This is a genomic window from Hydrocarboniphaga sp. (genome assembly GCF_965279055.1).
GTDB lineage: Bacteria > Pseudomonadota > Gammaproteobacteria > Nevskiales > Nevskiaceae > Hydrocarboniphaga.
This window is the reverse complement of record NZ_OZ257125.1, coordinates 2,962,428-2,987,426: the sequence shown is the minus strand read 5'-3', so window position 1 is coordinate 2,987,426 and position 24,999 is coordinate 2,962,428. Positions and strand designations below refer to the sequence as shown.

Sequence of the window (24,999 nt, the reverse complement as noted above, 5' to 3'; positions counted from 1 at the left end):
CGATCATGGCCGCCACTTTTCTTCGTATCGCGTTCGCCCTGCTGCTGTTGCTGCCGTGGATGCACCGCGCACAGGCGGCACCGCCGGCGCCCGCCTGCTCGGTCGACTATCAGGTCAACGTCAAACTCGCCAACGGCTCGAGCTGGTCGATGTGCTGGGAGCTGCGCTGGCGCGAGGGCATCGTGTTTCACGACGTGACCTACACCGCGCCCGGCGCCAGTCCACTGCTGATTCTGGCGCAGATGAACCCCGCGCAGATTCACGTGCCCTACGACGACAACGGCGCCCGCTTTCACGACGAGACCGACTACGGCCTCGGCGCCGCCAAGGACATGGCGACGCTGGCGGCCGACGATTGCCCCAACGGCAAGCTGCTGTCGTCCAACGGCAAGGCGGTGCTGTGCCAGCAGACGCGCGCCACCGGCTACGACGTGAAGTACTACACGCAGGCGATCCAGGGTCAGGCGCTGTACCTGTTCAGCGTGTCGCACGTCGGCGAGTACAACTACATTTTCGAATACGGCTTCCACGGCGACGGCTCGCTGGAGTTCGCGGCCGGCGCCTCCGGGCATCTGCAGCGGTTTACGCCGTTCCCGGCCCGGGGCGAAAAGTACGGCTGGCCGCTGGGCCAGGTGAAGTACGGCATCTCGCACGTGCACAACTTCTACTGGCGGCTGGATTTCGATCTCGGTGGCGTCGACAACGACGCTTTCGAAGAGCTGCAGTTTCCACCCGAGGACAGCAGCCTGGAGACGCGCCTGCTGCAGGCGCAGGAGTTCACCACCGAGGCCGCGCGCACCGTCAAGCCCGATGATTTCCGCTCGTGGCGCGTCAAGGACAAGGTGATCCGCAATAGCGACGGCCACGCCATTTCGTATCACCTGGAGGCCGATCCCGCGCATCTTTTCCACGGCCCGGATTACGAGCCTTTCACGCAGAGCGAGGTCTACGCCACGAGCTACAAGCCCTGCGAGAACTTCGCCTCGCACAACCCGACGATCAACGGCTGCGCCGACAACCTCAGCGCCTTCGTCAACGGCGAATCGCTGTCGGGTGCGGATCTGGTGGTATGGCCTGGCTTTCCATCATCTGCCGCGGGATGAGGACGAGCCGATGATGGACACGCACTGGAGCCGCTACTTCGTGCGTCCGCAAGACGCCAATGCGGAAAACCCGTTGGGCGATTCCACGGGTCGCGACCACGGGCATTGAAACCGCGGCCGGTCGCCGGCAAACGCCAGGGCCGTCGCCGGGCCTGCTCGAGCGCTATAGTTCGGGATCAATAATCGAGTCGGGGAGCTCGAATGACCGGACCAGCTGAGGCGCTGCTACCGAATGCAGGCCGGCGATGAGCGACGACGAAGGCGGGCAGTACGAAATCTACGTCAGCACCGACGTCGAGACCGACGGCCCGATTCCCGGGCCGCATTCGATGCTGAGCATCGGCTCGGCCGCGTATCGCGCCGACAAGACGCTGGTCGCGACTTTCACCGCCAACCTGCTGACCTTGCCGGACGCCAGCGCCCACCTGCGTACCGCCGCGTTCTGGGAAAGCGAGCCCGAGGCCTGGGCGGCTTGCAGGCGCGATCCACAGCCGCCGGAGCAGGTGATGCCGGCCTATGTACGCTGGCTCAAGGAGCTGCCGGGTACGCCGGTGTTCGTCGCGCTGCCGGCCGGCTTCGACTTCATGTTCACCTACTGGTATCTGATGCGCTTTGCTGGCGAAAGCCCGTTCCGGCAGTCGTCGCTGGACATCCAGAGCTATGTGATGGGCGCGCGCGGCGCGAGTTTCGTCGAGAGCGGCAAGCACTACATGCCGCGACGCTGGTTCGTCGATCTGCCGCCGCACACGCATATCGCGCTGGACGACGCGATCGAGCAGGGCGCCTTGTTTTGCAACATCCTCGCCGAGCGCCGTCGCCGCGACCGGCGACGCGGCGACTTCGAGACGCTGCTGCGCTAGGCGGCCGCGCCGTTCGGCGTGCGGCTCGCTGCGCCGGTCGCCCGTTTCGGTATATCTACAAGCGCTCGTCTAGCTTGGGTCGTACTTCAATTAAAATAACGATACGAGATTCCGATGCTGAATAACCTGTCGGTGTGGCGCGTGTTGAATGGCAGCACGCAGACCGTCGCGGGCCCGCCGCGGCGCGCTTTCGTGCTGGCGCTGCTCGACATCTACAAGCGCTATGGCGTCTACATCGGCGGCCAGCTCGCGTACGCGGATCTGGTGCAGGAATGGCCGGCCTCCGGCTTCCGCCGCGGCGACCTGGAAACCGGGCTGGACGAGGCGGTCGAGCTGGGCTTGCTGGAGTTCAGCCAGGCGGCCGGCGAGCCGATGGTGAGTTTGCTGTCTGCCGAGCTGCCGGCCGAAACGGGTGAGCTGACGCTGGGCCTGCGGCTGCGCCACCAGGCTGCCGACCGCGCGCTACAGATTCAACGTGCGCGTCACGGCGGCGGCAGCGCCGGCGGCTGGCGCGGCGAGAACCGTCGCCGCAGCGCGCTCGCCTAGCTCAGCAGGCGGATTGACGACCCAGGGACGCTAGCCAGCGAATGCCGGCGCATCCGCGCGCGGCGTGCTCTGGGCGCCGGCGGCGAGATAGTTCTTGCCGTCGGCCGCCTGCCAGGCCGTGCCGAAAGCTTCCGTCAGGCTGTCGGTGGCGATCGTGTCGACGTACCACCATTCGCCCTGGCAGCGCTCGTCGGTGATGTCGAGCAGCACGTAGCCGTGTTTGGACAGATCGACGTACTTCATATGCGGATTCAGCAGCCGGATCACATCCTGGATCGGCGCGAGCTGGTCCAGGCCCGGTGAGGTCACCGACGGCGCGACGAATTCCACCGCGAGGCTGCCGGCGGTTTCGATGGGGCCGAGGCCGGGCCGGTAAACCAGCAGATTGTTCGGGTCGCGGCTCAGGTCCATCGCCCAGCTCGAATGGATGTCGCCGGTCAGCACCACCGCGTTGCTGATGCCGTTGTTCTCGATCAGGTCGAACACGCGGTTGCGATCGGCGCGGTAGCCGTCCCACTGGTCCATGTTCAGGTACACGCCGCCGGCCGCGATCAGCTCCGGCGTGCCGGCGATCTTGAGCTGGCCAAACATCACCTGCTGGCCGATCAGCTTCCACTTCGCGGTCGAGGTTTTCAGCCTGGATTCCAGCCAGTCCAGCTGCTCGGCGCCCGCCAGTGAGCGCGTCGTGTCGTCAGGGCAGGTGAGCTGCGCCTGCAGCTCGCACTGCAGGCTGCGCGCATACAGCCGCGTGTCCAGCATCACCAGGTCGACCAGCCGCCCGTAGGCCAGCTCGCGGAAAATCCGGTTGGTGTCGCCCGGCGTCGGCAGGCGGATCGGCATCCACTCGTCGTAGGCCTTCTGGCCGTTGGCCTTGCGCAGGAACCAGTCGGGCTCATCTTCGTCGCCTTGATGATTTTCGGCGCCGTCGCGATAGCTGTCGTTGGCGGTTTCGTGATCGTCCCAAACGGTGATGAACGGATTCTGCCGGTGCAGCTCCTGCAGGTTGGCGTCCTGTTTGTACTGGGCGTGACGCGTACGGTAGTCGGACAGCGACGCGATCTCGTTGGCCGGCTGGTACTCGCGCGCCGTGCCGTATTCACCACTGCCGTATTCGTAAATGTAGTCGCCCAGATGCAGGACCACGTCGAGATCGGCGCGCTTGGCCAGCGCGCCGTAGACGTTGAACAGGCCGTGCGCGAGGCTGGCGCAGCTGACCACGGCGATGCGCAGGCGATCGACGACGGCATTCGCCTCCGGCGCCGTGCGCGTGCGTCCGACCGCGCTTTTGAAGCCGCGCGCTTCGAACTGGTAGTAGTAGGTCGTCGACGGCGACAGGCCGTTGAAGTCGATCTTGATCGTCCAGTCGCGCTCGGCGCTGGCGGTCTGCTTGCTGCTGCCGATCTTCTGCTTCAGTTGCGGATCGGCATAGACCTGCAGGTTCACCGGAATGCTCTCGCCGGCCGTCGGTGTCGCGCGCGTCCAGAAGATGATCGCGTCGGGCAGCGGATCGCCGCTGGCGATGCCGTGCTGGAAAGGATTGACGCCGCTGCCGTCGTCCCCGCCGCCACCGCCCGCGCCGCAGGCGGCCAGCGCCGCGGCCGACAGCGCCAGTGCGGAACCACCGGCGCCACGCAGAAAATCGCGACGCGAAATGCCGCGACGGCGCGCCTTGCGGCGGCCCCGAGTCGGTGAGCCCATCGATCAATCCCCAAAAGAAATAAGTGACGCTGCCCTGTGGCACCACAATAGCCTGTGGGCGGGCTGCGAATGCGCGCAGTTTGTGTCGCTCGCGTGGCAGGCATGTGACATGGGCCAGGCTTGGGTCGTATTTCCCAGCGGTTTCGGCGCTTTTTGCGGCTCGCCTTCACGAACCTGTTATCTGGCACGGCGAAGCTGGTGGTTTTCTGCAGGGCGCATGCAATGCCACCGATCACCCGCCGTGCCTTCGTCATCGCTTCCGGCGCCAGCCTGGTCAGCCTGCTGTCCGGTTGTGGCAGCGGTGGCGATGGTGATGGTTCCGATCCTGGGCTGAGCGACGCGAGCTTCAGCCATGGCGTTGCCAGCGGCGATCCGCTGCCGGACGCGGTGATGCTGTGGACGCGCGCGCTGCCGGCCTCGCCGGGCGAGACGACGACGCGCATCCGCTATGTCATCGCCAGCGATCCGGCGATGAAGAACCGCATCAGCGACGGCATCGTCGGCAGCAGCGCCGACCGCGACTGGACCATCAAGCTCGACCTGCGCGACCTGCAGCCGGACCGCGCCTACTACTACCAGTTCGAGTCGGCGACGCAGCGGTCGCCGGTTGGCCGGACGCGCACCGCGCCGGCCGGAAAGCTCGACCGGCTGCGGCTGGTGTTCGTCACCTGCGCGAACTATGTCGCCGGTTATTTCCACGCTTATCGCCGCGTTGCCGAGCGCAATGACCTGCATGCGGTCGTGCATCTCGGCGACTACATCTACGAGAACGGCGCGCAGGATCAGGTGCGGCCGCACGAGCCGGCTTACGAGATCATCACGCTGGCCGACTATCGCCAGCGCTATGCGCAATATCGTCGCGACCCCGATCTGCTGGAACTGCATCGTCAACATCCGATGATCTGGGTCTGGGACGACCACGAAGTCTGCAACAACGCCTGGCGCGACGGCGCCGAAGGGCATGACCCTGCGACCGACGGTGACTACCCCACGCGCCGCCGCGTCGCGATGCAGGCCGCGTTCGAATGGCTGCCGATACGGGCGCCGGATGCGAATGATGCGTCGCGGGTCTGGCGCGGTTTCAGCTTCGGCGATCTGGCCGACCTGACGATGATCGACGCGCGCCACTACGGCCGCGATCAGCCGGTCGCGCCGAACACGCTGTTTGGCGACACCGTGCCGGTGTTCACCCAAACCGGTGCTTTTGCCGATGAAACGCGGCAAATCCTCGGCGTGACGCAGGAAGCCTGGGTCGCCGATCGACTGACGAACAACACGGCGCAGTGGCAGCTGATCGGCAACCAGATCTACCTGTCGCCGCTGAAGCTGCTGGGCGCGCCGCGTGCGCTCGGCGGTGGCGGGCTGTATCTGTCGAACGACAAATGGGACGGCTACGATCCGGCGCGGCTGCGCCTGATGGAGATGATCGCCGGCCGCGACAACGTCGTGGTGATGACCGGCGACGCGCACGAGGCCTATGCGTTCGAGGTCACGACCGATCCCAACGGCGTCGGCTACAACGCCTTCACCGGCGACGGTGCCAGCGCCGTCGAATTCGTCGCCACCTCGATCACCTCGCGCGGCGACCAGCCCACCGGCAACGGCGCCACCGCGGTCGTCACGCGTACCCAGACACAGGCGGAGCAGCTGCTGCGCCTGACCAATCCACATCTGAAGTATTACCAGAACACGCTCAACGGCTACGTGCTGGTCGACGTCACGCCCGAGCGCCTGCAGGCGGAGTTCTGGATGGTGCCGATGGTGACCGTGCGCAACGACGAGCAGGCTCTGAATGCGAGCTTTACCGTCGCGAGCGGGACGACGCAGCTGGTGGCGGCGAGTGAGGCTTCTTCGCCGATCGCGACGGCGCCGCTGCCGGCGCCGTGATCGCTGCCCTTGTAGGAGCGGACCCTGTCCGCGACTGTGCCCTTGAAGCCTCAGTCGCGGACAGGGTCCGCTCCTACAGATAACGCTAGCGCGGCAACAGCAGTGCCAAATCCAGCGGCGCCGGCTCCGATACGCGGGTGCCGTGCGTCGCGCCGAATGCCAGCTGATGTGCGCTGACATCATCGATCTGATCCTGGAACCGGCCGATCAGCCGGCTGGTGTCTTCCGACGCCCAGCTGACCATCTGCCGCCCCAGCACGTCGGGCGAATCCGGTGTGAGCTTGTCCTGCCACCAGTATTCGAAAATCGCGCGACGCTCGTTCAGATCGACGATGCCGTAGCCGTGGTCGACCCACTCGACGAACTGGATGTTCTTGTTGCCGGCGATCAGCGCCAGTTCGATGGCGCGGGCGCCGAGTATCGTCGGCAGCGAGCCGGCCGGCAGTTGCAGCGCGTTGGCGACCAGCTCGTCCGCGCCGCCGCGGCCCATCGAACTCGGTGCGAACTCGACGCCGACCGACATCGCGCGCAAATTCACAGGCCCCAGATTGCCGGTGTTCAAGCGGCCGTAACCGGCCAGCGTATTGGCGATCGTCGAGCCGCTGCGCGGATTCGGCAGCGGCACGCCGGGCACGTAGGCGCCGAGCAGCGCCGTGCTTTCGATCAGGTCGGAGCCGAGATTGCCGTGAGCGTCACCGGACACGAAGATGGTGTTGCGCACGCGCTCGCCGGCGTCGTTGTCGCCGCGAAAATTCGAGAACAGCGCGGCGCGCTCATCGGCGTAGTCGCTCCAGCGGCTGATGCCGAGCTTCGGCGTGGCGATGCCGTCGACGATGTCGGGGATGTCGGCCGGCGCTATCCAGGTCTGGTTGTTGACCAGCCGCCAGGTCACGCCGGACTGTGCCGATTCGCGCATCGCGCCGGTCAGCCATTCGAACTGCTGGCGGCCCATCAGACTGTTGCCCGACGCGAGATGGCTGCTGTCCAGACTCAGGCCGTGGCTGGGCAGGCCGATCTGCGTGTCGACACCGAACAGGTCCAGCAGTGGGCCATAGCGCAGCCGTCGCCACACCAGAAAGGTGTCGGCCGGCTCCGGATAAGAACCGTCGTCCACCAGAATGAAATCACCGGAACCGTCGGCCTTCACCGGCCGCGACGGCGTCCACTCCCAGAACACGCGCGTGGTGTCGGCCAGCGTGGTCGTGCTCGTTTGATCGTCGAACGGCGTCGCCAGCTCGTTGCCGTAGTTTTCGTCGAGGTCGTGGTTGTCCCAGACGATGAACCAGGGATGCTGCTGGTGCGCGCGCAGATTGTTCGGGTCGGTACGCCACAGCGCGTAGCGGCGGCGTAGCTCGGCCAGATTCAGCCAGTCGCGATAATCGACTTTGGCGGTGTCCTTCTCGTCCTTGCGTGCACGCACGCCTTCGTCTTCGTCGACGAAGTCGTAGATGTAGTCGCCGCAGTGGATCACCAGATCCAGATCGTTGCGATCGGCGATATGCGACAGCCCGCTCCAGTAGCTCGACCAGTAACTGGAGCAGGACAGCACCGCGAGCCGCAGCGACGATACCGCGCTGTCCGGTGCGGTGCGCGTGCGGCCGACGATCGAGGTGCGGCCGAAAGCCTCGAACCGATAGTAGTAAGTCGTCGCGGCCTTGAGGCCGGTGACATCGACCTTGACGGTCCAGTCGCGATCGGCGTTGGTGCTCTGCGTGCCGGACCTGATGACGCCGGTGAAGCCCGGCGTCGTCGACACGCTCCAGCGCACCGGAATGCTGGCCGCCGACGGCGTGCTCTCGGTGATGCGCGTCCAGATGATCACGCGATCCTTCAGCGGATCGCCGCTGGCGACGCCGTGCGCGAACGGCATCGGCAGTACCAGCGGGAAATCGTAGCCGGCGGGTTCGGTCAGATTGCCGGTCGGCGCAGGCTCGCCGTTTTCGCCGTCACCGCTGTTGCCGCCGCCGCAGGCGCTGAGCGTCGCGGTGAGCGGCGCAATGCTCAAAGCGGCAGCGCTGCGCAGAAAATCGCGTCTATCGATCGGTGGCGACATGGCGTCCCTTTTGATTGGTCATCCCCGCGAAAGCGGGGATCCACTGCGGTGTTTAAAGACCAGATTCCCGCCTGCGCGGGAATGACCGTTTAAACCTGGAACCACGGTCCTTCCACCGCATAGGTGATGCCGGCCGTGCCGGTGCCCTTGCCGTTGCCGGGGCCGCGTTGCGAGCTGAAGTAGAAGAAGCGGCCGTCGGGCGAGAATGCCGGACCGGTGACCTCCGAGCCTTCGTGATCGACCAGCTGCACCATCGCCGCGATGCTGCCGTCGGTCTTGATCGCGACCGCCTGCTGATTCGCCTCGGTCTTGTCCTCGACGATGACGATGTCGCCGCCCGGCGTCATCACCACGTTGTCGACCGAATCGAGCACCGGGTCGGGCTGCGACGACGCGTCGTCGTAGAGCACTTCCAAGGTCTGCGCGGTGACGTCCAGCGCGTAGACACGCTTGTCGCCCTTGGTGGTGAAGTACACCACGTTCTTTTGATACCAGATGCCTTCGCCGCCATTGAACGCGGTGGTCTCGGCCACCTGATGCCGTGTCGGCGTCTGGCCGATCAGGATGCCGCCTTGCAGCAGGCCGATCGGATTCGGGTTCGGGATGTCGAGCCAGTCGACAGGCCAGGGGCCGCGCGCGCCTTCGGCATTGATGTCGTCACTGCTCAGCACGCGCAGCGCCTGTAGCTTGCCGGTTTCGCTGGGGCGGGCGCCGACGTTGGCGCTGTCCGGCACGAAGCGGTAGAAGCGGCCGTCCGGGCGGTCTTCGGTCAGGTAAAAAGTATTCGTCGTCGCATCCACCGCGACGGCCTCGTGGTAGAACGTGCCGAGTCCGCTCCAGCGCGTGACATTGCGCGCCGTGGTGTCGAAAGGATCGCATTCCCAGATCACACCCAGATCGTATTCCTCGCCTGACATCCAGGTGCCCCAGGGCGTGACGCCGCCGCCGCAATTCAGCCGCGTCAGCAGGCCCGGCAGGATGTTGTAGGCGTCGACGATGTCGCCATTGGCATCGAAGCGGATCGCATCGACACCGCCGGGCAGGAACTCGCGATTGCTGGCGTAAACCCAACCGCCGTCGGGCGCAGCGAACACTGCCGCGCCATCGGGATCGGTATGCCAGCGAAAGCCGGTATTGCCGACGACCTGGTTGGCCTGCGCGATCACGCGGCTGCTGAAACCCTGGGGAATCAGCAGGCCGTTGGCGTCGGGTGTTGTCGACAGCGGCGGGAAGCTCAGGCGGCCGGTGCCGCCGCTGCCGTCTCGTGTCGCGCCATTGCCGCCGCAGGCGGTCAGGCCGCCGCCGATGCTGAGCAGACCCATGCCGACGAAGCTCGACTGCAGGATTTCGCGTCGCGTCAGGCCGCGACGCTGCTGACGCTTGTTGAAGTTGGTCGCGACCGGCATGGTTCCCCCCGAGGAATGACAGCCGCTCAGATTATGCGGGCTGCGTTGCAGGTAAATGACTCGTTATCGTCGCCTGTAGGAGCGGACCCTGTCCGCGACTCCGAGCTTCCAGGGCACAGTCGCGGGCGAGCCCGCTCCTACAGGTGCCGCTATCGCGGCCAGTCCAGCCAGAGCTGCGCATCGTCGTAGCGCTTGTCCGCGGCTTTCGGCGCCGGATCGCCCTTGTCCAGTTGACGATGCACCAGCTGATCCAGCGGCACCAGCACCGCATCGCGGCCGAGCTTGTAGCTCTGCTCCAACACGACTTCGCGATACGCCTTGTTCAGCGCCAGCGCGCGTTGCGCTGATGGCAACAGCATCTCGCGCAGGCTCGTGGTGGCCGTGAAAGTTTCGAGACGCCTGAGCATTTCGCCGTTCGCACGATAGTCGTCGCCGCCGCCCGCGCGCTCGAAGTATTCGGCGTATTCGCCGCGCGTCTTGCCATGCTGCGGCGCGTCCCGCTGTCCTGCCAGCGTCTGCAAGCCCCAGCCGTTCGCGCCCGGCAGCTTGCGCGCCAGCGAGAAGGTCTGGTCGACCGTGATGCCGAGGTTGCTGTGGCAACCCATGCAGTACAGCTGCTCCTCGCGCGTCTGCAGTCGCAGGCGGCCCTGCGCGTCCTCGATGTAGCCGGACAGGGTCCAGCCGTAGTCGTTGCTCTGGCCGGTCAGCGCATTGCCGGAATAGTGCGGGCGATCGCCGGTGAGCTTTTCGCGCGCGCCGTCCTGGTAGTGCGTGGCGATGCTGACGTCGTCGATCTCGATGGCCTTGATCGAATAACGCAGCTCTTTCAGCCGCTGCGCCGCGTAGTCCGGCTGCGCCGGGTCCAGATAGCGGACCGTGTGCAGGAACTCGGTGTTCTGCGGATAGACGCCGCGCCGTGGTTTGCCGCTGGCGCTGCCGGCAAAGCGCGCTGGCAGGCCGCGCAGATGGGTGGCGACGCCGAGCTGGCCGTCGCCGTCGAGATCGAGGCCGGCGGCGCGCTCGTCGATCGATTCGATGACACGATCGATCGCCGCATCGGCGATATCGGCCGGCGTCGCGATCAGCGCTTCGACGATCGCCAGGTTCGCGCGATACACCTCGCGCGATTCGCGGCCGCGGGCATCGGTGCGCAGCGCCGCCGGCAGCCGGATCATCACTTCATCGGTGGAGCCATTGGTCGGCCAGAATGCGCTGGGAAAAGGCTTGTAGCGGAACGCGCGCCATTGCGAGCCGTCGCGGGCGAAGCCCTGTCCGTCGAAGCCTTGCTGCAGATCGATGTCCGGCTTCCAGCCCCGATAGTCGGCGAGCCTGGCCGTGGATGCGCGCAGCGGCGCGTAGTTGTCGGCGCGCGCCCAGGCGAGGATTTCGGCGTCGCTGACCTTGGCGATCGCGGCTCGCCGATCGACGAAGGCATTGGTCCACGGATTGCGCCGCCGCAGCGGACTGAAGTCGTAACGCTCCTGCAGCTCGGCGTCGTCGGCGCGGTTGTTGCCGCGCGGCGTGGTGTGGCAGACGTAGCAGGGGTTCGCCGCGCCGGTCCTGGCGTAGCACTGCGGCGGAATGCCGGCCTCGACGTTGCCGATCTTTTCGCGCAGCCGCGCGGCGGCGAGCGGATCGTAGTCGTCGGCTTGCACGTGAAAGGTAAAGACCAAAATCGACGCGAACAGTAGCCCGGGTGAAACCCGGGTTTTTTTCGGCGTCGGCGCAATCCCGGGTTTCACCCGGGCTACGGGCGCGGCGGCAACTCGGGCAGGCGCTGCGTGAACACGTCGGCGCCGAAGCTGGCCTGGCTGGCGCTGCCGGCATAGCCCAGATAGGGCAGGCCGAACAGGTCCTGCACGCTGCGCAGCATCGAGTAGTGGTTGTAGGCGGCGGTGCTGACGGTGCCGGGCTTGATGAACGGCGAAATCAGCACAGCGCCGACGCGTCCGCCGCCGAGGCCGGTGATGCCGGGCAGCAGCGCATTCGGCGTCGGGCCGGCGCCGCAGCAGGCGCTGGCGTCGGACTGCGGGCCGTCGGATTCGTCGAAGGTGATGATCAGCAGGCCGTCCTTCTTGAACGCCTCGGAGTTCAGGATTTTCGGGATCGTCGCGATCAGGAAATCGTTGATCGATTCCAGGCCGCCGGCGTCGCCGTTGGCGCAGGGCGAATCGTGGCCGTCGCTGCACAGGCTCGGCGTGATGAAGCTGTAGTTGGCGGTGTTGCCGATCGCGCTGAGGTCGTAGTCCAGCGCGGTCAGCGGCACCACGTGCTGCTCGCAGCTGGCCTGATCGTCGATCACCGAGTGGAAGTACATGAACGGGTTGTGGCGCGTCGCGTAGCTGTCCTCGGCGGTCGCGGACTGGGTCTGGTCCTGGCTGTTGATCGCCGGGTGCGCGCAGGCCGCGGCTTCGCGCTCCGGCGTATTGCCCATGTCTTCCATGTAGCCGCGCCAGCTCAGGCCGGCGGCCTTCAGCTGGTCGGTGATGTTCGGCACCGTCGTCGGGTACACGCAGCCGGTGCCGATGGCCTGGCCATCGATTGCATTGACCGGCGGCGAGCCGACGAATTCGGTGAACAGCTGGCAGTCGGTCTGGGTCTGCAGGTTCAGGCCCTGGCCGCTGATCATCGCGATGTAGTTGCCGAGGCTGACATGGCCGATGCCGTAGTACTGCTCCAGCAGTGCGCCCTTGGCTTTCAGCTCGGTGGCCAGGTACGGCGCCAGCGAGTCGCTGGCGAAAGTCTTGGCGTAGTCCTTGTTCTCCAGCACCACCAGGAACACATGGCCGACCTTGCTCGCGCTGCCGTCGGCGGTGCCGTCGCTGCTGCCACCACCGCAGGAGGCGAGCGCCACGCAAAGCAGCGCGCCCAGCGCGCTGCGAATGAAAGCCGGAAGCTTGAACATGGAAGGCTGATCCCTGGGAAGGTCGCGGATGGTCTACGCCGATTGTGACGCCTGGGTGAAATCGCGGCGAGACAGCTATTTTTACCAACCATCCCGGCCTTCCCCCGCATGCGGGGGAGGGAAATCAATTCGCGTGCTCGGCGTAACGCTCGGGCTCGACATGGATCGTCGCCTGTACCGGGCCGTACTGCTGGCGCAGCAGTCGCTCGATTTCCTCGGTGATCCGATGCGAGCTTTCGACGTCGCCTACGGCGGTGATCAGATGCATTTCGACGAACACCTGGCGCCCGATCAGGCCGCGCGAATGCACCGCGTGGCAGTCGACCACGCCGGGCACGCTCATCGCCAGTTGCTGGATTTCTTCCGGCGCGATGGCGTTGGCGTCGACCAGCCAGGGCAGGTTGCCGCGCACCACGGCCCAGCCGCTCCACAGCACCGCCAGCGCCACCGGGATCGCCAGCACCACGTCCAGCCACCACCAGCCGGTCAGCCAGATGCCGACGCTGCCGGCAATGACGCCGAGTGTGATCCAGATGTCGCCGAAGGTCTGGGTCGCGTCGGCTTCGAGCAGCTTGCTGTGCAGGCGCCGGCCGGCGCGGCGCTCGTAGATCGCGACGAAGATGTTGATCGCCAGCACCAGCACCAGCAGCGCCAGCGCGGTCGGGTTCATCTCGACCGCGCCGCTGGCGGGCTCGATCAGGCGCATCACCGCCGGCTTGACCACCTCGAAGCAGGCGATGCCGAGCATCGCCGCGATGCCGAGCGCGCCGACCGCCTCGAACTTGAGGTGCCCGTAGGGATGCTCGCGGTCCGGCGGCGGCGTCGACCAGCGCATCACCACCAGGCCCATCACGTTGTTGAGGCTGTCGGTCAGGCTGTGCACGGCGTCGGCCATGATCGCCAGCGAGCCGGTCCAGGCGCCGACCCCGGCCTTGAGTGCGCATACCGCCAGGTTCAGGCCCAGGGTCAGCCACAGGATGCGGCGCACGCCGCTGGCGTAGACCTCGGTTGCGGCGGAGTCGGGCGGGGCGGACGTCGGCATCGGCGCATGGTATCGCGAGGTTCGCGGGTCGCGGCAAGCCTGCTCCTGCATTAAGTTGTTAGGAGCGGGCTTGCCCGCGACCGCCGACCGAGGAGCCGCCGACGATGACCCAGGCCAGCTGGATCACGCACCCGAGTTGCCAGCTGCACGAAATGGGCGCCGGCCATCCCGAGAGCCCGGCGCGGCTGCTGGCCTTGCAGCAGATGCTGGAACGCAGCGGCTTGGCCGCGAGCTTTACTCAGCTGCAAGCGCCGGCCGCGAGCCGCGAAGCCTTGCGGCGCGTGCACGATGCGGCGCATGTGGATCGCATCCTGGCGGCGCAGCTGCGGCCTGATCGGTTGCTGCGCCTGGACCCGGACACCGCGATGAACCAGCACAGCCTGGCAGCGGCGCTGCATGCGGCCGGTGCCGGCGTGCTCGGCGTTGAGCGACTGCTCAGCGGCGCGGCGCGCTTCGTGTTTTGCGCGGTGCGGCCGCCGGGACATCATGCCGAGCGCGGCCAGGCGATGGGCTTCTGCCTGTTCAACAACGTCGCCGTCGCCGCGGCCGAGGCGCTGGAACGCGGCCTGGAGCGGGTCGCGATCCTCGACTTCGACGTGCACCACGGCAATGGCAGCGCCGATATTTTTGCGCGCGATCCGCGGGTGCGCGTGTTCAACACCTATCAGGACCCGCTGTATCCATATTGGCGCAGCCGCGCCGATGCGCCGTCGCTGATCGACGTGCCGCTGCCGGGCGGCAGCGACGGCGCCGCCTATCGCGCGGCGGTGCGCGAGGACTGGCTGCCGGTCCTGGAAGCGTTCGCGCCGCAGTTGCTGCTGGTGTCGGCCGGTTTCGACGCCCATGTACGCGATCCGCTGGCGGGGCTGCGGCTGGTCGACGAGGACTATCAATGGACCGCGCAGCTCATCAGGGAACTGGCCGGGCGGCACTGCGACGGCCGTGTGCTGGCGATGCTCGAAGGCGGCTATGACCTGCAGGGCCTGGCCGGCGGCGTCGAGGCCTTCGTGCGGCCCCTGATTTAAAACTGCGGCGCCCGGGCCGGCAGCGATCTGCGTCGTACTGGCGGCAACGTGGCTTTGCGGCGTTGCGAATCCGGAAAGTTGCGCACCGATGGCGGCAGTCTGTCAACTTTTCGTGCCATCAGGATTTCAGTCCGGGTTTATCCAAAAGTCGACACGCCCGGCCGCCGTTTGCCACGATATACTCTGCGGGATTCGCGGCGCCTGTCCGTGGTAGTGCAGTATCGAGGACCAGCGTCGAGGCGGACTCACGATCCGCGCCAGGGCCGGCAGCAGCATCCGGCCCGCGTGCAAGACGCATCCGGCGACCTCGGTCGTCTTTGACAACATCGAACATCATCTATTGGGAGCACCAGCAACGGGGCTGGTTGGTCAGTAGCTGATCTGGAGAGGCTTGAGCCGATGACGACTTCGCCGGAGTTCTGGTCAACCGCGTTTTTCATCGTCGCCACGTTCGGCATTTGCGCCCTGATGCTCGGCGGCTCGGCGCTGCTCGGCGGCCGTGCCGGTGGCCGTGCCAAGAACGATCCTTTCGAATCCGGTGTGGTCTCGGCATCGCCCGAGCACCTGCGCTTCTCGGCCAAGTTCTACCTGGTGGCCGTGTTCTTCGTCATCTTCGACGTCGAAGCCCTGTTTCTCTATGCCTGGGCCATTTCGGTACGCGAGGCCGGCTGGGCCGGATTCGTCGAGGCCCTGATTTTCATCTTCATCCTGCTCGCGAGCCTGGTCTACCTGGCGCGCATCGGCGCGCTCGACTGGGCGCCGGCCGCGATCAGCCGGCGCAAGAAAAGAGCGACCGAACCCGCGCCGGTGGCGCACTAAGCCCGCCACCGCCAGCCTGAGGCCAGCACAACATGGAATATTCGCTCACCCGCATCGACCCCAACCGGCCGACCGGCGTATCGCCGCTCACCAAGGACTACACGCGCCCCGCGCCCGAGGACGTGTTCACCGAGGAGCAGGTCAAGCGCAACGTGTTCACGGCCAAGCTGTCGGACATGGTCAACTGGGGCCGCAAGAACTCGATCTGGCCGTACAACTTCGGCCTGAGCTGCTGCTATGTGGAGATGGCGACGGCGTTCACGCCGACGCACGACATGGCGCGCTTCGGCGCCGAGGTCATCCGCGCCTCGCCGCGCCAGGCCGACCTGATGGTCATTGCCGGCACCTGTTTCATCAAGATGGCGCCGGTGGTGCAGCGCCTGTACGAGCAGCTGCTGGAACCGCGCTGGGTGATCTCGATGGGCAGCTGCGCCAACTCGGGCGGCATGTACGACATTTATTCGGTGGTGCAGGGGGTCGACAAGTTCCTGCCGGTCGACCTTTACGTCGCCGGTTGCCCGCCGCGTCCCGAGGCTTTCCTCGAAGGCCTGATCATGCTGCAGAACTCGATCGGCAAGGAGCAGCGGCCGCTGTCGTGGACCGTCGGCGACCAGGGCATCTACAAGCCGATCATGCCGGCGCAGCGCGACGTCAAGAACGCCGCGCGCATGGCGGAAACCAAGCTGCGCTCGCCGGATTCGCTGGATGGGTCGGTCTGACATGGCTGACGGAACGCCGCCCGTCCTGCCGGAGATCGTGCGCGATCTGTTCGCACGCTTCGGCGAAAACCTGTTCACCTTGCAGAACACCGCCGACGGCATGCCGACGCTGTGGCTGCCGGCGGAGCGGCTGCACGAGGTGTTGCGCTATCTCAAGAACGAGATCGCCAAACCGTATCGCATGCTCTATGACCTGACCGCGATCGACGAGCGCCTGCGCAAGCATCGCCACGGCCAGCCGCCATCGGATTTCACGGTCGTCTACCAGCTGCTGTCGACCGGGCGCAACGACGACATCCGGCTGAAGGTCGCGCTGCTCGGCGAGTATCCGTCGCTGAAGACCGTCGTGCCGATCTACGCCAACGCGAACTGGTACGAGCGCGAAGTCTGGGACATGTTCGGCATCGTCTTCGACGGCCACCCGCACCTGCGCAGGATCTTGTTGCCGCCGACCTGGGAAGGCCATCCGCTGCGCAAGGAATACAACGCGCGCGCAACGGAGTTCGATCCCTACCAGCTCGACGCGCTGCGCCAGGATCAGGAGCAGGAGGCGCTGCGCTTCATCCCCGAAGACTGGGGCATGACGCGCGGCACCGACGATCACGACTTCATGTTCCTGAACCTCGGCCCCAACCATCCTTCGGCTCACGGTGCGTTCCGCATCGTGCTGCAGCTGGACGGCGAGGAAGTGAAGAACTGCGTTCCGGACATCGGCTACCACCACCGTGGCGCCGAGAAGATGGGCGAGCGCCAGAGCTGGCACAGCTACATTCCGTACACCGACCGCATCGATTATCTCGGCGGGGTGATGAACAACCTGCCCTACGTGCTGGCGCTGGAGAAGCTCGCCGGCATCAAGGTGCCGGAGCGCGTGCAGACCATTCGCGTGATGATGTCGGAATTCTTCCGCATCACCTCGCACCTGCTGTTCTACGGCACGTTCGCGCAGGATCTGGGCGCGATGTCGCCGGTGTTCTTCATGTTCGTCGACCGGCAGAAGGCCTACGACGTGATCGAGGGCGTCACCGGTTTCCGCATGCATCCGGCCTGGTTCCGCATCGGCGGCGTCGCGCATGATCTGCCGCAGGGCTGGGAGGTCAAGGTCAAGGAATTCCTCGACTGGATGCCCAAGCGTCTCGACAGCTACAAGAAGGCGGTGCTGAAGAATTCGATGGTGGTCGCCCGTTGCAAGGACGTCGCCGCCTACGACACCGCGTCGGCGCTGGAGTGGGGCGTCACCGGCCCGGGCCTGCGCGCCACCGGCTGCGACTACGACCTGCGCAAGGCGCGGCCGTATTCCGGCTACGAGAATTTCGACTTCGAAGTGCCGGTCGGCACGCAGAGCGACGTCTACCAGCGCGCGCTGATGCGCGAGGAAGAAATCCGCCAGTCCTGCCGCATCATCGAGCAGTGCATGAAGAACATGCCGGCCGGCCCGTACAAGGCGGACCACGCGCTGACCACGCCGCCGAACAAGGAACGCACGCTGCACGACATCGAAACCCTGATCACGCATTTTCTCGGCGTGAGCTGGGGCCCGGTGATGCCGGCCGGCGAGACCTCGATGATGATCGAGGCCACCAAGGGCATCAACAGCTATTACCTGACCAGCGATGCCAACACGATGAGCTATCGCACGCGCATCCGCACGCCCAGTTTCCCGCATCTGCAGCACATCCCGGCGGTGATCCGCGGGCAGCTGGTACCGGACCTGATCGCGTACATCGCGTCGATCGATTTCGTGATGGCCGACGTGGATCGCTAACGATGACCGAAACGACCATGCCGCAAGGCATCCAGCCAGTGATCAAGTTGGCTGATCTTGTAAAACCGGCCGCCATCCCGCAGCCCTTCGTGCTCAGCGACGAGGAACGCCACGAGATCGAACACGAGCTCACGCATTATCCGGACTCGCGCGCCGCCAGCATCGAGGCGCTGAAGATCGTGCAGAAGCATCGCGGCTGGGTCTGCGACGAGGCGATCCCGGTGATCGCCGCGGCGATCAATATCTCCGCTGCGGATCTGGAAGGCGTCGCCACCTTCTACAACCTGATCTTCCGTCAGCCGGTCGGCCGCCACGTGATCAAGGTCTGCGACAGCATCAGCTGCCACCTGACCGGTTACGAGGAGCTGCGCGACTCGCTGATCGAAACCCTCGGCGTGCGCCTCGGCGGCACCACGCCGGACAACCGTTTCACGCTGTTGCCGATCTGCTGCCTCGGCGCCTGCGACCGCGGCGCGACGCTGATGATCGACGACGACCTGCATGGCCCGGTCGAACCGGCGCAGGTCAAAGCCATGCTGGAGGCTTACAAATGAGCTTGCGCAGCGCATCCGATCCGCAGTACCAGCGTCCGCTGACTCGCCTGATCGACACCGTCGCCGGCCCGCTGGACCTGGCCGGGTTCGAGGCCGAAAACGGCTATGCCGGGCTGAAGAAGTCGGTGAAGGAGCTCACGCCGGCGCAGGTGCAGTCCATCGTCAAGGACGCCAATCTGCGTGGTCGTGGCGGCGCCGGTTTCCCGGCCGGCGTGAAGTGGTCGCTGGTGCCGATGGGCCCGGACGCCGGCGAGAAATATCTGGTCTGCAATGCCGACGAGATGGAGCCCGGCACGTTCAAGGATCGCCTGCTGATGGAGCAGGCACCGCACCAGCTGATCGAGGCGATGATCCTGGTCGGTTATGCGATCCAGGCGACCCGCGGCTACATCTTTCTGCGCGGCGAATATATCGTCGCGGCCGACCGCTTGAACAAGGCATTGAAAGAAGCGCGCGCGGCCGGCTACGTCGGCAAGAATGTGCTCGGTGGCGAGTGGAGCTTTGAGCTGTTCGTGCACACCGGCGCCGGGCGCTACATCTGCGGCGAAGAAACCGCGCTGATCAATTCGCTGGAAGGTCGTCGCGCCAATCCGCGCGCCAAGCCGCCGTTCCCGCAGATCGCCGGCCTGTGGGGCCGGCCGACCGTGGTCAACAACGTCGAAACCCTGATGAACGTGCCGCACATCGTTCAGAACGGCGCCGACTGGTTCAAGGGCCTGAGCCAGGGCAAGAGCAAGGACGCCGGCACCAAGATGTACGGCTGCTCCGGCCGCGCCAACAAGACCGGAACCTGGGAACTGCCGATCGGCACCACCGCGCGCGAGCTGCTCGAAGTGCATGCCGGCGGCATGCGCGACGGCAAGAAGCTCAAGGCCTGGCTGCCGGGCGGCGCGTCCACCGACTTCCTGCTGCCGGAACATCTGGATCTGGCGATGGACTTCGACACCATCGCCAAGGCCGGCTCACGCATGGGCACGGGCCTGATCGCGGTGGTCGCCGAAGACCAGAGCATGGTGTCGGCGGTGCGCAATCTCGAAGAATTCTTCGCGCGTGAATCCTGCGGCTGGTGCACGCCGTGTCGCGACGGCTTGCCGTGGAGCGTCAAGATCCTGCGCGCATTCGAGCAAGGGCAGGGCCAGGTCGAGGACATCGAAGTGCTGTCCAAGCTGACCCGCTGGCTCGGTCCGGGCAAGACCTTCTGCGCGCATGCGCCGGGCGCGATGGAGCCGCTGCAATCGGCTCTCAAATATTTCCGTCATGAATTCGAAGCCGGCCTGGCGATTCCGCTGGTCAAAGCCGCCGAATTCGCCAAGCCAGCCGAGGCTGCATAGAGCAAGCAATGGCAACCATTCACGTAGACGGCAAGCAGTTCGAAGTCGACGGCAGCGACAACCTGCTGCAGGCCTGCCTGTCGCTGGGTCTCGATATCCCTTACTTCTGCTGGCATCCGGCGCTGGGTAGCGTCGGCGCCTGCCGCCAGTGCGCGGTCAAGCAGTACGCGGACGAGAACGACAAGCGCGGCCGCATCGTCATGAGCTGCATGACGCCGGCGGCAAACAACAGCTACATCGCGATCGATGATGCGGAAGCGAAAGAATTCCGCGCGGCCATCGTGTCTTTCCTGATGACCAATCATCCGCACGACTGCCCGGTCTGCGAAGAAGGTGGCCACTGCCATCTGCAGGACATGACGGTGATGACCGGTCATCACAACCGCCAGTATCACTTCACCAAGCGCACCCATCTCAACCAGGATCTGGGTCCGTTCATCGCGCACGAGATGAACCGCTGCATCAGCTGCTATCGCTGCGTGCGCTTCTACAAGGACTATGCCGGCGGCGACGATCTGGGCGTGTTCGGCACCGCCAGCAACGTGTACTTCGGTCGCGAGCGGCCGGGCACGCTGCAGAACGAATTTTCCGGCAACCTCTCCGAGGTCTGCCCGACCGGTGTATTCACCGACAAGACCCATTCCGAGCGCTACGTGCGCAAATGGGACATGCAGTTTTCGCCGAGCATCTGCGCCAGCTGCGCGGTCGGCTGCAACATCTCGCCCGGCGAACGCTACGGCGAAGTGCGCCGCATCGAGAACCGCTATCACGGCGAATTGAACGGCTATTTCCTGTGTGACCGCGGCCGTTTCGGCTATGGCTACGTCAATCGCAAGGATAGACCGCGCAAGGCGCAGCTGCGTCGCGGCGGCGCGCTGGTCACGGTCGAAGCCGCGGACGCGCTGGCCGAAGTCTCCGCGCTGCTGCGCAGCGGCAAGACGGTGCTCGGCATCGGCTCGCCGCGCGCGAGCCTCGAGGCCAACGCGATGCTGCGCCTGCTGGTCGGCGCCGAGCGTTACAGCAGCGGCATGACCGCGCTCGACACGCAGCTGACCGGTGAAGTGCTGAAGGTGCTGCGCACCGGCGCCGTGCCGGCGGCGACGATCACCGCGATGGAAGATGCCGACGCCGTGCTGGTGCTCGGCGAAGACGTGCTGGCGACCGCGCCGCGCGTCGCGCTGGCGCTGCGCCAGGCCGCTCGCGGCCGTGCGCTGCAGATGTCACGCGACAAGCGCGTGCCGGACTGGCAGGCGTATTCGGCTGCGGATATTGCGCAGCACGAACTCAATCCGATGTATGTCGCCACGCCGGCGGCGACGCGCCTCGACGACACCGCACGCCGCGGCCTGCGCCTGTCGCCGGACGCGATCGCGACGCTGGGCTTTGCGATCGCGCATGAAATCGATCCGTCGGCGCCGGTCGCGGCGGGCGTGTCGGAAGATATCGCGGCGCTGGCCAGGGAAATCGCCGGCAGCCTGCGCGCCGCGAAAAAGCCGCTGGTCGTGTCCGGCACCGGCAGTGGTTCGCTGGCCGTGATCCAGGCCGCGGCGAATGTCGCCACCGCCTTGCATCGCCAGAATCCGGCGACGCTGATCAGCCTCGCGGTGCCGGAATCCAACAGCATCGGCGTCGCGATGTTCGGCGCGATGGACGTCGAGAAGGCGCTGGACAGCGTTGCAGGTAAAGACGCCGTCGTCATCGTCGTCGAGAACGATCTGGCCTGGCGTCTGCCGTCCGCGGCGTTGGACAAGCTCGGCGCCGCCAAGCTCGTCGTCATCGATCACCAGATGACCGCGACCGCCGAGCGCGCCGACGTGATCCTGCCGGCAGCGAGCTTCGCCGAAGGCGATGGCACGCTGGTCAACCTGGAAGGCCGGGCGCAGCGTTTTTTCCAGAACTTCGATCCGGCCTATTACGACCGCCACATCGACACCAGCGAAAGCTGGCGCTGGCTGGATCGCCTGCGTGGTGGCGCCGCTGCGAGCGAGAATCTCGACGCGGTGCTGGCCGAGACCGAAGCCTCGCTGCCGCAACTCAAGGGCATCGTCGCCGCCGCGCCGAACGCAAGCTTCCGCATCCAGGGCATGAAGATCAATCGCGCGCCGTCGCGCCAGTCCGGCCGCACCGCCGCTCGCGCCAAGATCTTCGTGCACGAGCCGCGTTCGACCCAGGACGCCGACACCGCGATGAGCTTTTCGATGGAAGGCTACAACGGCATCGGCAGCCAGGATCGTCCGTCGGGCGTGGTGCCTTATGCCTGGGCGCCGGGCTGGAACAGCCCGCAGGCCTGGAACAAGTTCCAGGCCGAAGTCGGCGGCGCGATGAAGGGCGGCGACTCCGGCGTGTTCCTGCTGCGCAGCGCCAGCGAACTCGAAGCCGCGCCGTATTTCGCCGCGAGCCTCGCCAGCAATGTCAGCACCGCGGCCAGCGGTCTGAAAGTGCAACCGATCCACCAGCATTTCGGCTCCGAGGAGCTGTCGAACCTCGCCGAGCCGATCCAGCAGCGCATGCAGCCGGCGGTGGTCACGCTCGCGTTCGCGGATGCGCAGCGTCTCGGCATCGAGCACAGCGGCAGCGCCACGATCACCGTCGATGGCGTCAGCGTGACGCTGCCGGCCAAGGTGCGGCTGGACTTCCCGGTCGGTCTGGTCGGCCTGCCGGTCGGCCTGGCCGGCGTGCCGGTGCTGGCGGCGGGCGCCGTCGCCAGCGTGGCGAAGGGGGCCTGATCCGATGCTAGCTTGGCTGATGTCGCCGGAGATCCTCGCGATCCTGATCGGCTTGGGGAAGGCGCTGGTGATCTTCCTCGTCGCGATGCTGTCGATGGCCTGGGGCACGTGGCTGGAGCGCCGCATGCTCGGCCTCTGGCAGGACCGCTACGGCCCGAACCGGGTCGGGCCTTTCGGCCTGGGCCAGGTGCTCGCCGACATGTTCAAGGCGCTGTTCAAGGAAGACTGGATGCCGCCGTTCGCGGACAAGTTCACCTTCATCCTGGCGCCGTTCCTGTCGCTGTCGATGATGCTGCTGGGCTTCGTGTTCATTCCGCTGACGCCGACCTGGGGCATCGCCAATCCCAATGTCGCGGTCCTGCTGTTCCTGGCCCTCGGCGGTCTGGCGGTCTACGCGGTGATGCTCGCGGGCTGGTCCTCGGGCAACAAGTATTCGCTGCTCGGCGGCGTGCGCTCCACCGCGCAGACGATCAGCTACGAAGTGTTCATGGGCCTGTCGCTGATGGGCATCGTGATGCAGGCCGGCAGCTTCAACCTGCGCGACATCGTCGCCTGGCAGGGCGAGCACGGGCCGTTCCTGTTCTGGCAGTTCCCGGCGTTCTGCATCTGGGTGCTGTCGGCGCTGGCGGTGATCCATCGCGCGCCGTTCGACTTGCCGGAAGCGGAATCCGAACTGGTGCAGGGCTATCACACCGAATACGCGAGCATGAAGTTCGCGATGTTCATGCTCAGCGAATACCTGGGCATGGTCATGGTCGCGGCGCTGACCACCGCGATGTTCTTCAGCGGCTGGCACGGTCCGTTCTGGACCGAGCAGGTGCCGTTCCTGTGGTTCGGTCTGAAGACCTTCCTGTTCGTCTGCGCCTACATCCTGGTGCGCGCCTCGCTGCCGCGTCCGCGCTACGACCAGCTGATGTCGCTGGCCTGGAAAGTGATCCTGCCGATCTCGCTGATCAACCTGCTGGTGACCGCGGCCCTGGTGCTGTGGAACACGCCGGGAATGACCGGGAATTAAATGAAAGCTCTCTTCGACCTGTTTGTCGGCCTGGGAACGCAGCTGCGTTCGATCGGCATCATCTTCATGCACAGCTTCGCCAAGCGCGACGTGATCGCGTATCCGGAAGTGAAGCCGCCGGTGCCGCCTCGCTATCGTGGCCGCATCGTGCTGACGCGCGACCCGGACGGTGACGAGCGCTGTGTCGCCTGCAACCTGTGCGCGGTCGCCTGCCCGGTGGGCTGCATCTCGCTGCAGAAAGCCGAGCGCCCCGAAGACGGCCGCTGGTATCCGGAGTTCTTCCGCATCAACTTCTCGCGCTGCATTTTCTGCGGCCTGTGCGAGGAAGCCTGCCCGACCAATGCGATCCAGCTGACGCCGGATTACGAGCTGGCCGAGTACAACCGCCAGAACCTGGTTTACGAGAAGGAGCATCTGCTGATCTCGGGGCCGGGCAAATACCACGACTACAACTTCTATCGCGTCGCCGGCATGTCGATCACGGGCAAGGCCAAGGGCGAAGCGCTCAACGAAGACAAGCCGATCGACGTCAAGTCGCTGCTGCCGTAAGGACCAGACGTGATACGGAAATGCACAAACATCGTCCGTTCCTCCCGAGTAGCCGCTTGCGGCGTATCGAGGGACGCCGCTGCGATCGGTCCCTCGATACGTCCACTGCGTGGACTACTCGGGAGAAACGGGGCTTTGCTCCCAACTTCTGAAGCGGGACGATAAGACAAATGGTCGAATTCGCTTTCTACGTCGCCGGCACCATCGCGCTGTTTTCGTCGGTGATGGTGGTAATCAATACCAACCCGGTGCACGCGCTGTTGTACATGGTGCTGTCGCTGCTGGCGGTGGCGGTGGTGTTCTTCACGCTCGGTGCGCCGTTCGCCGGCGCGCTGGAAGTCATCGTCTACGCTGGCGCGATCATGGTGCTGTTCGTGTTCGTGGTGATGATGCTCAACCTCGGCGCCAAGACCGTCGAGCAGGAGCGCAAATGGCTCAAGGCCTCGGGCTGGATCGGTCCGCTGGTGCTGTCGCTGATCCTGCTGGTGCAGCTGGTGTTCCTGCTGATGCCGATCCATCACATGCCGGCGATCGGCAGCCAGATCATCGATGCCAAGCAGGTCGGTATCGCGCTGTTCGGGCCGTATCTGCTGGCGGTTGAACTCGCGTCGACCCTGCTGCTCGCCGGCCTGGTCGCGGCCTACCACCTGGGGCGTCACGAAGACTGATGAGCTCGTCCATCTACTACATCCCGATGGAGCATGGCCTGTTCCTGGCCATCGCGCTGTTCGCGATCGGCTTCGCCGGCCTGATCCTGCGCCGCAATATCCTGTTCATGCTGATGTCGGTCGAAATCATGATGAACGCGACCGCACTGGCCTTCGTCGTCGCCGGCAGCCGCTGGCTGCAGCCGGACGGGCAGGTGATGTTCGTGATGGTGCTGACGCTGGCCGCCGCCGAAGCCTGCGTCGGCCTGGCGCTGGTGATCCAGCTCTACCGCCGCTTCCGCACGCTGGACGTGGACGCCGCCAGCACGATGAAGGGATGAGCCGCGCA

21 protein-coding genes are annotated in these 24,999 nt (G+C 65.9%); 15 read left to right on the top strand and 6 right to left on the bottom strand.

Annotated features, from left to right (window positions below; translation table 11 throughout):
- Positions 1–5: 5 nt before the first annotated feature.
- The 3 genes from ACQZF9_RS13505 (at position 6) to ACQZF9_RS13495 (ending at position 2,509) form a co-directional block, all read left to right on the top strand.
- Entirely contained in the window at positions 6–1,103 is a 1,098-nt protein-coding gene (locus tag ACQZF9_RS13505; protein WP_428309488.1) for a hypothetical protein, read from the top strand.
- A gap of 245 nt (positions 1,104–1,348) precedes the next feature.
- A complete protein-coding gene (locus ACQZF9_RS13500; RefSeq protein ID WP_428309487.1) occupies positions 1,349–1,963 on the top strand; it encodes an exonuclease in 615 nt (204 codons plus the stop codon).
- A gap of 114 nt (positions 1,964–2,077) precedes the next feature.
- Positions 2,078–2,509 (top strand): hypothetical protein, encoded by a 432-nt coding sequence (locus ACQZF9_RS13495; protein ID WP_428309486.1) that lies wholly within the window; start codon positions 2,078–2,080, stop codon positions 2,507–2,509.
- A 30-nt stretch (positions 2,510–2,539) separates the two neighbouring features.
- Here the strand turns inward: ACQZF9_RS13495 and ACQZF9_RS13490 are convergent, their stop codons facing one another.
- Positions 2,540–4,207: an alkaline phosphatase D family protein gene (locus ACQZF9_RS13490; RefSeq protein WP_428309485.1), complete on the bottom strand. Its 1,668-nt coding sequence runs from the start codon at positions 4,205–4,207 to the stop codon at positions 2,540–2,542.
- A gap of 222 nt (positions 4,208–4,429) precedes the next feature.
- Here ACQZF9_RS13490 and ACQZF9_RS13485 point away from each other — a divergent pair, with 222 nt between their 5' ends.
- Complete coding sequence (locus ACQZF9_RS13485) at positions 4,430–6,094, top strand: alkaline phosphatase D family protein (RefSeq protein ID WP_428309484.1); 1,665 nt, start codon at positions 4,430–4,432, stop codon at positions 6,092–6,094.
- An 85-nt stretch (positions 6,095–6,179) separates the two neighbouring features.
- On the opposite strand, the gene ACQZF9_RS13480 is transcribed toward ACQZF9_RS13485, so the two are convergent.
- The 5 genes from ACQZF9_RS13480 to ACQZF9_RS13460 all read right to left on the bottom strand — a co-directional run bounded on the left by ACQZF9_RS13480 (position 6,180) and on the right by ACQZF9_RS13460 (position 13,500).
- Entirely contained in the window at positions 6,180–8,147 is a 1,968-nt protein-coding gene (locus ACQZF9_RS13480; protein ID WP_428309483.1) for an alkaline phosphatase D family protein, read from the bottom strand.
- Between the two features lie 89 nt (positions 8,148–8,236).
- Entirely contained in the window at positions 8,237–9,553 is a 1,317-nt protein-coding gene (locus ACQZF9_RS13475; RefSeq protein WP_428309482.1) for an alkaline phosphatase PhoX, read from the bottom strand.
- A 149-nt stretch (positions 9,554–9,702) separates the two neighbouring features.
- The gene (locus ACQZF9_RS13470; RefSeq protein ID WP_428309481.1) at positions 9,703–11,208 is read right to left on the bottom strand and encodes a hypothetical protein; all 1,506 of its coding nucleotides are present in this window, start codon (positions 11,206–11,208) and stop codon (positions 9,703–9,705) included.
- A 92-nt stretch (positions 11,209–11,300) separates the two neighbouring features.
- The gene (locus ACQZF9_RS13465) at positions 11,301–12,458 is read right to left on the bottom strand and encodes an alkaline phosphatase family protein (RefSeq protein ID WP_428309480.1); all 1,158 of its coding nucleotides are present in this window, start codon (positions 12,456–12,458) and stop codon (positions 11,301–11,303) included.
- 124 nt (positions 12,459–12,582) lie between these two features.
- Positions 12,583–13,500: a cation diffusion facilitator family transporter gene (locus ACQZF9_RS13460; protein ID WP_428309479.1), complete on the bottom strand. Its 918-nt coding sequence runs from the start codon at positions 13,498–13,500 to the stop codon at positions 12,583–12,585.
- A gap of 104 nt (positions 13,501–13,604) precedes the next feature.
- Between ACQZF9_RS13460 and ACQZF9_RS13455 the strand changes: the two genes are divergently transcribed.
- From ACQZF9_RS13455 to nuoK, 11 genes are all read left to right on the top strand, one after another.
- Complete coding sequence (locus ACQZF9_RS13455; RefSeq protein WP_428309478.1) at positions 13,605–14,525, top strand: histone deacetylase family protein; 921 nt, start codon at positions 13,605–13,607, stop codon at positions 14,523–14,525.
- Between the two features lie 399 nt (positions 14,526–14,924).
- The gene (ndhC, locus tag ACQZF9_RS13450) at positions 14,925–15,344 is read left to right on the top strand and encodes an NADH-quinone oxidoreductase subunit A (protein WP_428309477.1); all 420 of its coding nucleotides are present in this window, start codon (positions 14,925–14,927) and stop codon (positions 15,342–15,344) included.
- A 32-nt stretch (positions 15,345–15,376) separates the two neighbouring features.
- Positions 15,377–16,063 carry a NuoB/complex I 20 kDa subunit family protein gene (locus ACQZF9_RS13445; protein WP_428309476.1) on the top strand — a complete coding sequence of 229 codons (687 nt, stop codon included), beginning with the start codon at positions 15,377–15,379 and terminating at the stop codon, positions 16,061–16,063.
- Position 16,064: 1 nt separating this feature from the next.
- The gene (nuoC, locus tag ACQZF9_RS13440; protein WP_428309475.1) at positions 16,065–17,828 is read left to right on the top strand and encodes an NADH-quinone oxidoreductase subunit C/D; all 1,764 of its coding nucleotides are present in this window, start codon (positions 16,065–16,067) and stop codon (positions 17,826–17,828) included.
- Positions 17,829–17,830: 2 nt separating this feature from the next.
- Positions 17,831–18,382, top strand: a complete 552-nt coding sequence (gene nuoE, locus ACQZF9_RS13435; protein ID WP_428309474.1) for an NADH-quinone oxidoreductase subunit NuoE — start codon at positions 17,831–17,833, stop codon at positions 18,380–18,382.
- Positions 18,379–19,713, top strand: coding sequence for an NADH-quinone oxidoreductase subunit NuoF (gene nuoF / locus ACQZF9_RS13430; protein ID WP_428309473.1), 1,335 nt, complete (start codon positions 18,379–18,381; stop codon positions 19,711–19,713). Before nuoE ends, nuoF begins: the two co-directional genes overlap by 4 nt.
- 8 nt (positions 19,714–19,721) lie before the next feature.
- The gene (nuoG, locus tag ACQZF9_RS13425) at positions 19,722–22,439 is read left to right on the top strand and encodes an NADH-quinone oxidoreductase subunit NuoG (RefSeq protein WP_428309472.1); all 2,718 of its coding nucleotides are present in this window, start codon (positions 19,722–19,724) and stop codon (positions 22,437–22,439) included.
- Positions 22,440–22,443: 4 nt separating this feature from the next.
- Positions 22,444–23,454 (top strand): NADH-quinone oxidoreductase subunit NuoH, encoded by a 1,011-nt coding sequence (gene nuoH, locus ACQZF9_RS13420; protein ID WP_428309471.1) that lies wholly within the window; start codon positions 22,444–22,446, stop codon positions 23,452–23,454.
- Positions 23,455–24,003, top strand: coding sequence for an NADH-quinone oxidoreductase subunit NuoI (gene nuoI, locus ACQZF9_RS13415; protein WP_428309470.1), 549 nt, complete (start codon positions 23,455–23,457; stop codon positions 24,001–24,003).
- Positions 24,004–24,173: 170 nt separating this feature from the next.
- Entirely contained in the window at positions 24,174–24,671 is a 498-nt protein-coding gene (gene nuoJ, locus ACQZF9_RS13410; RefSeq protein ID WP_428309469.1) for an NADH-quinone oxidoreductase subunit J, read from the top strand.
- Entirely contained in the window at positions 24,671–24,991 is a 321-nt protein-coding gene (nuoK, locus tag ACQZF9_RS13405; protein WP_428309468.1) for an NADH-quinone oxidoreductase subunit NuoK, read from the top strand. Before nuoJ ends, nuoK begins: the two co-directional genes overlap by 1 nt.
- Positions 24,992–24,999 lie beyond the last annotated feature (8 nt).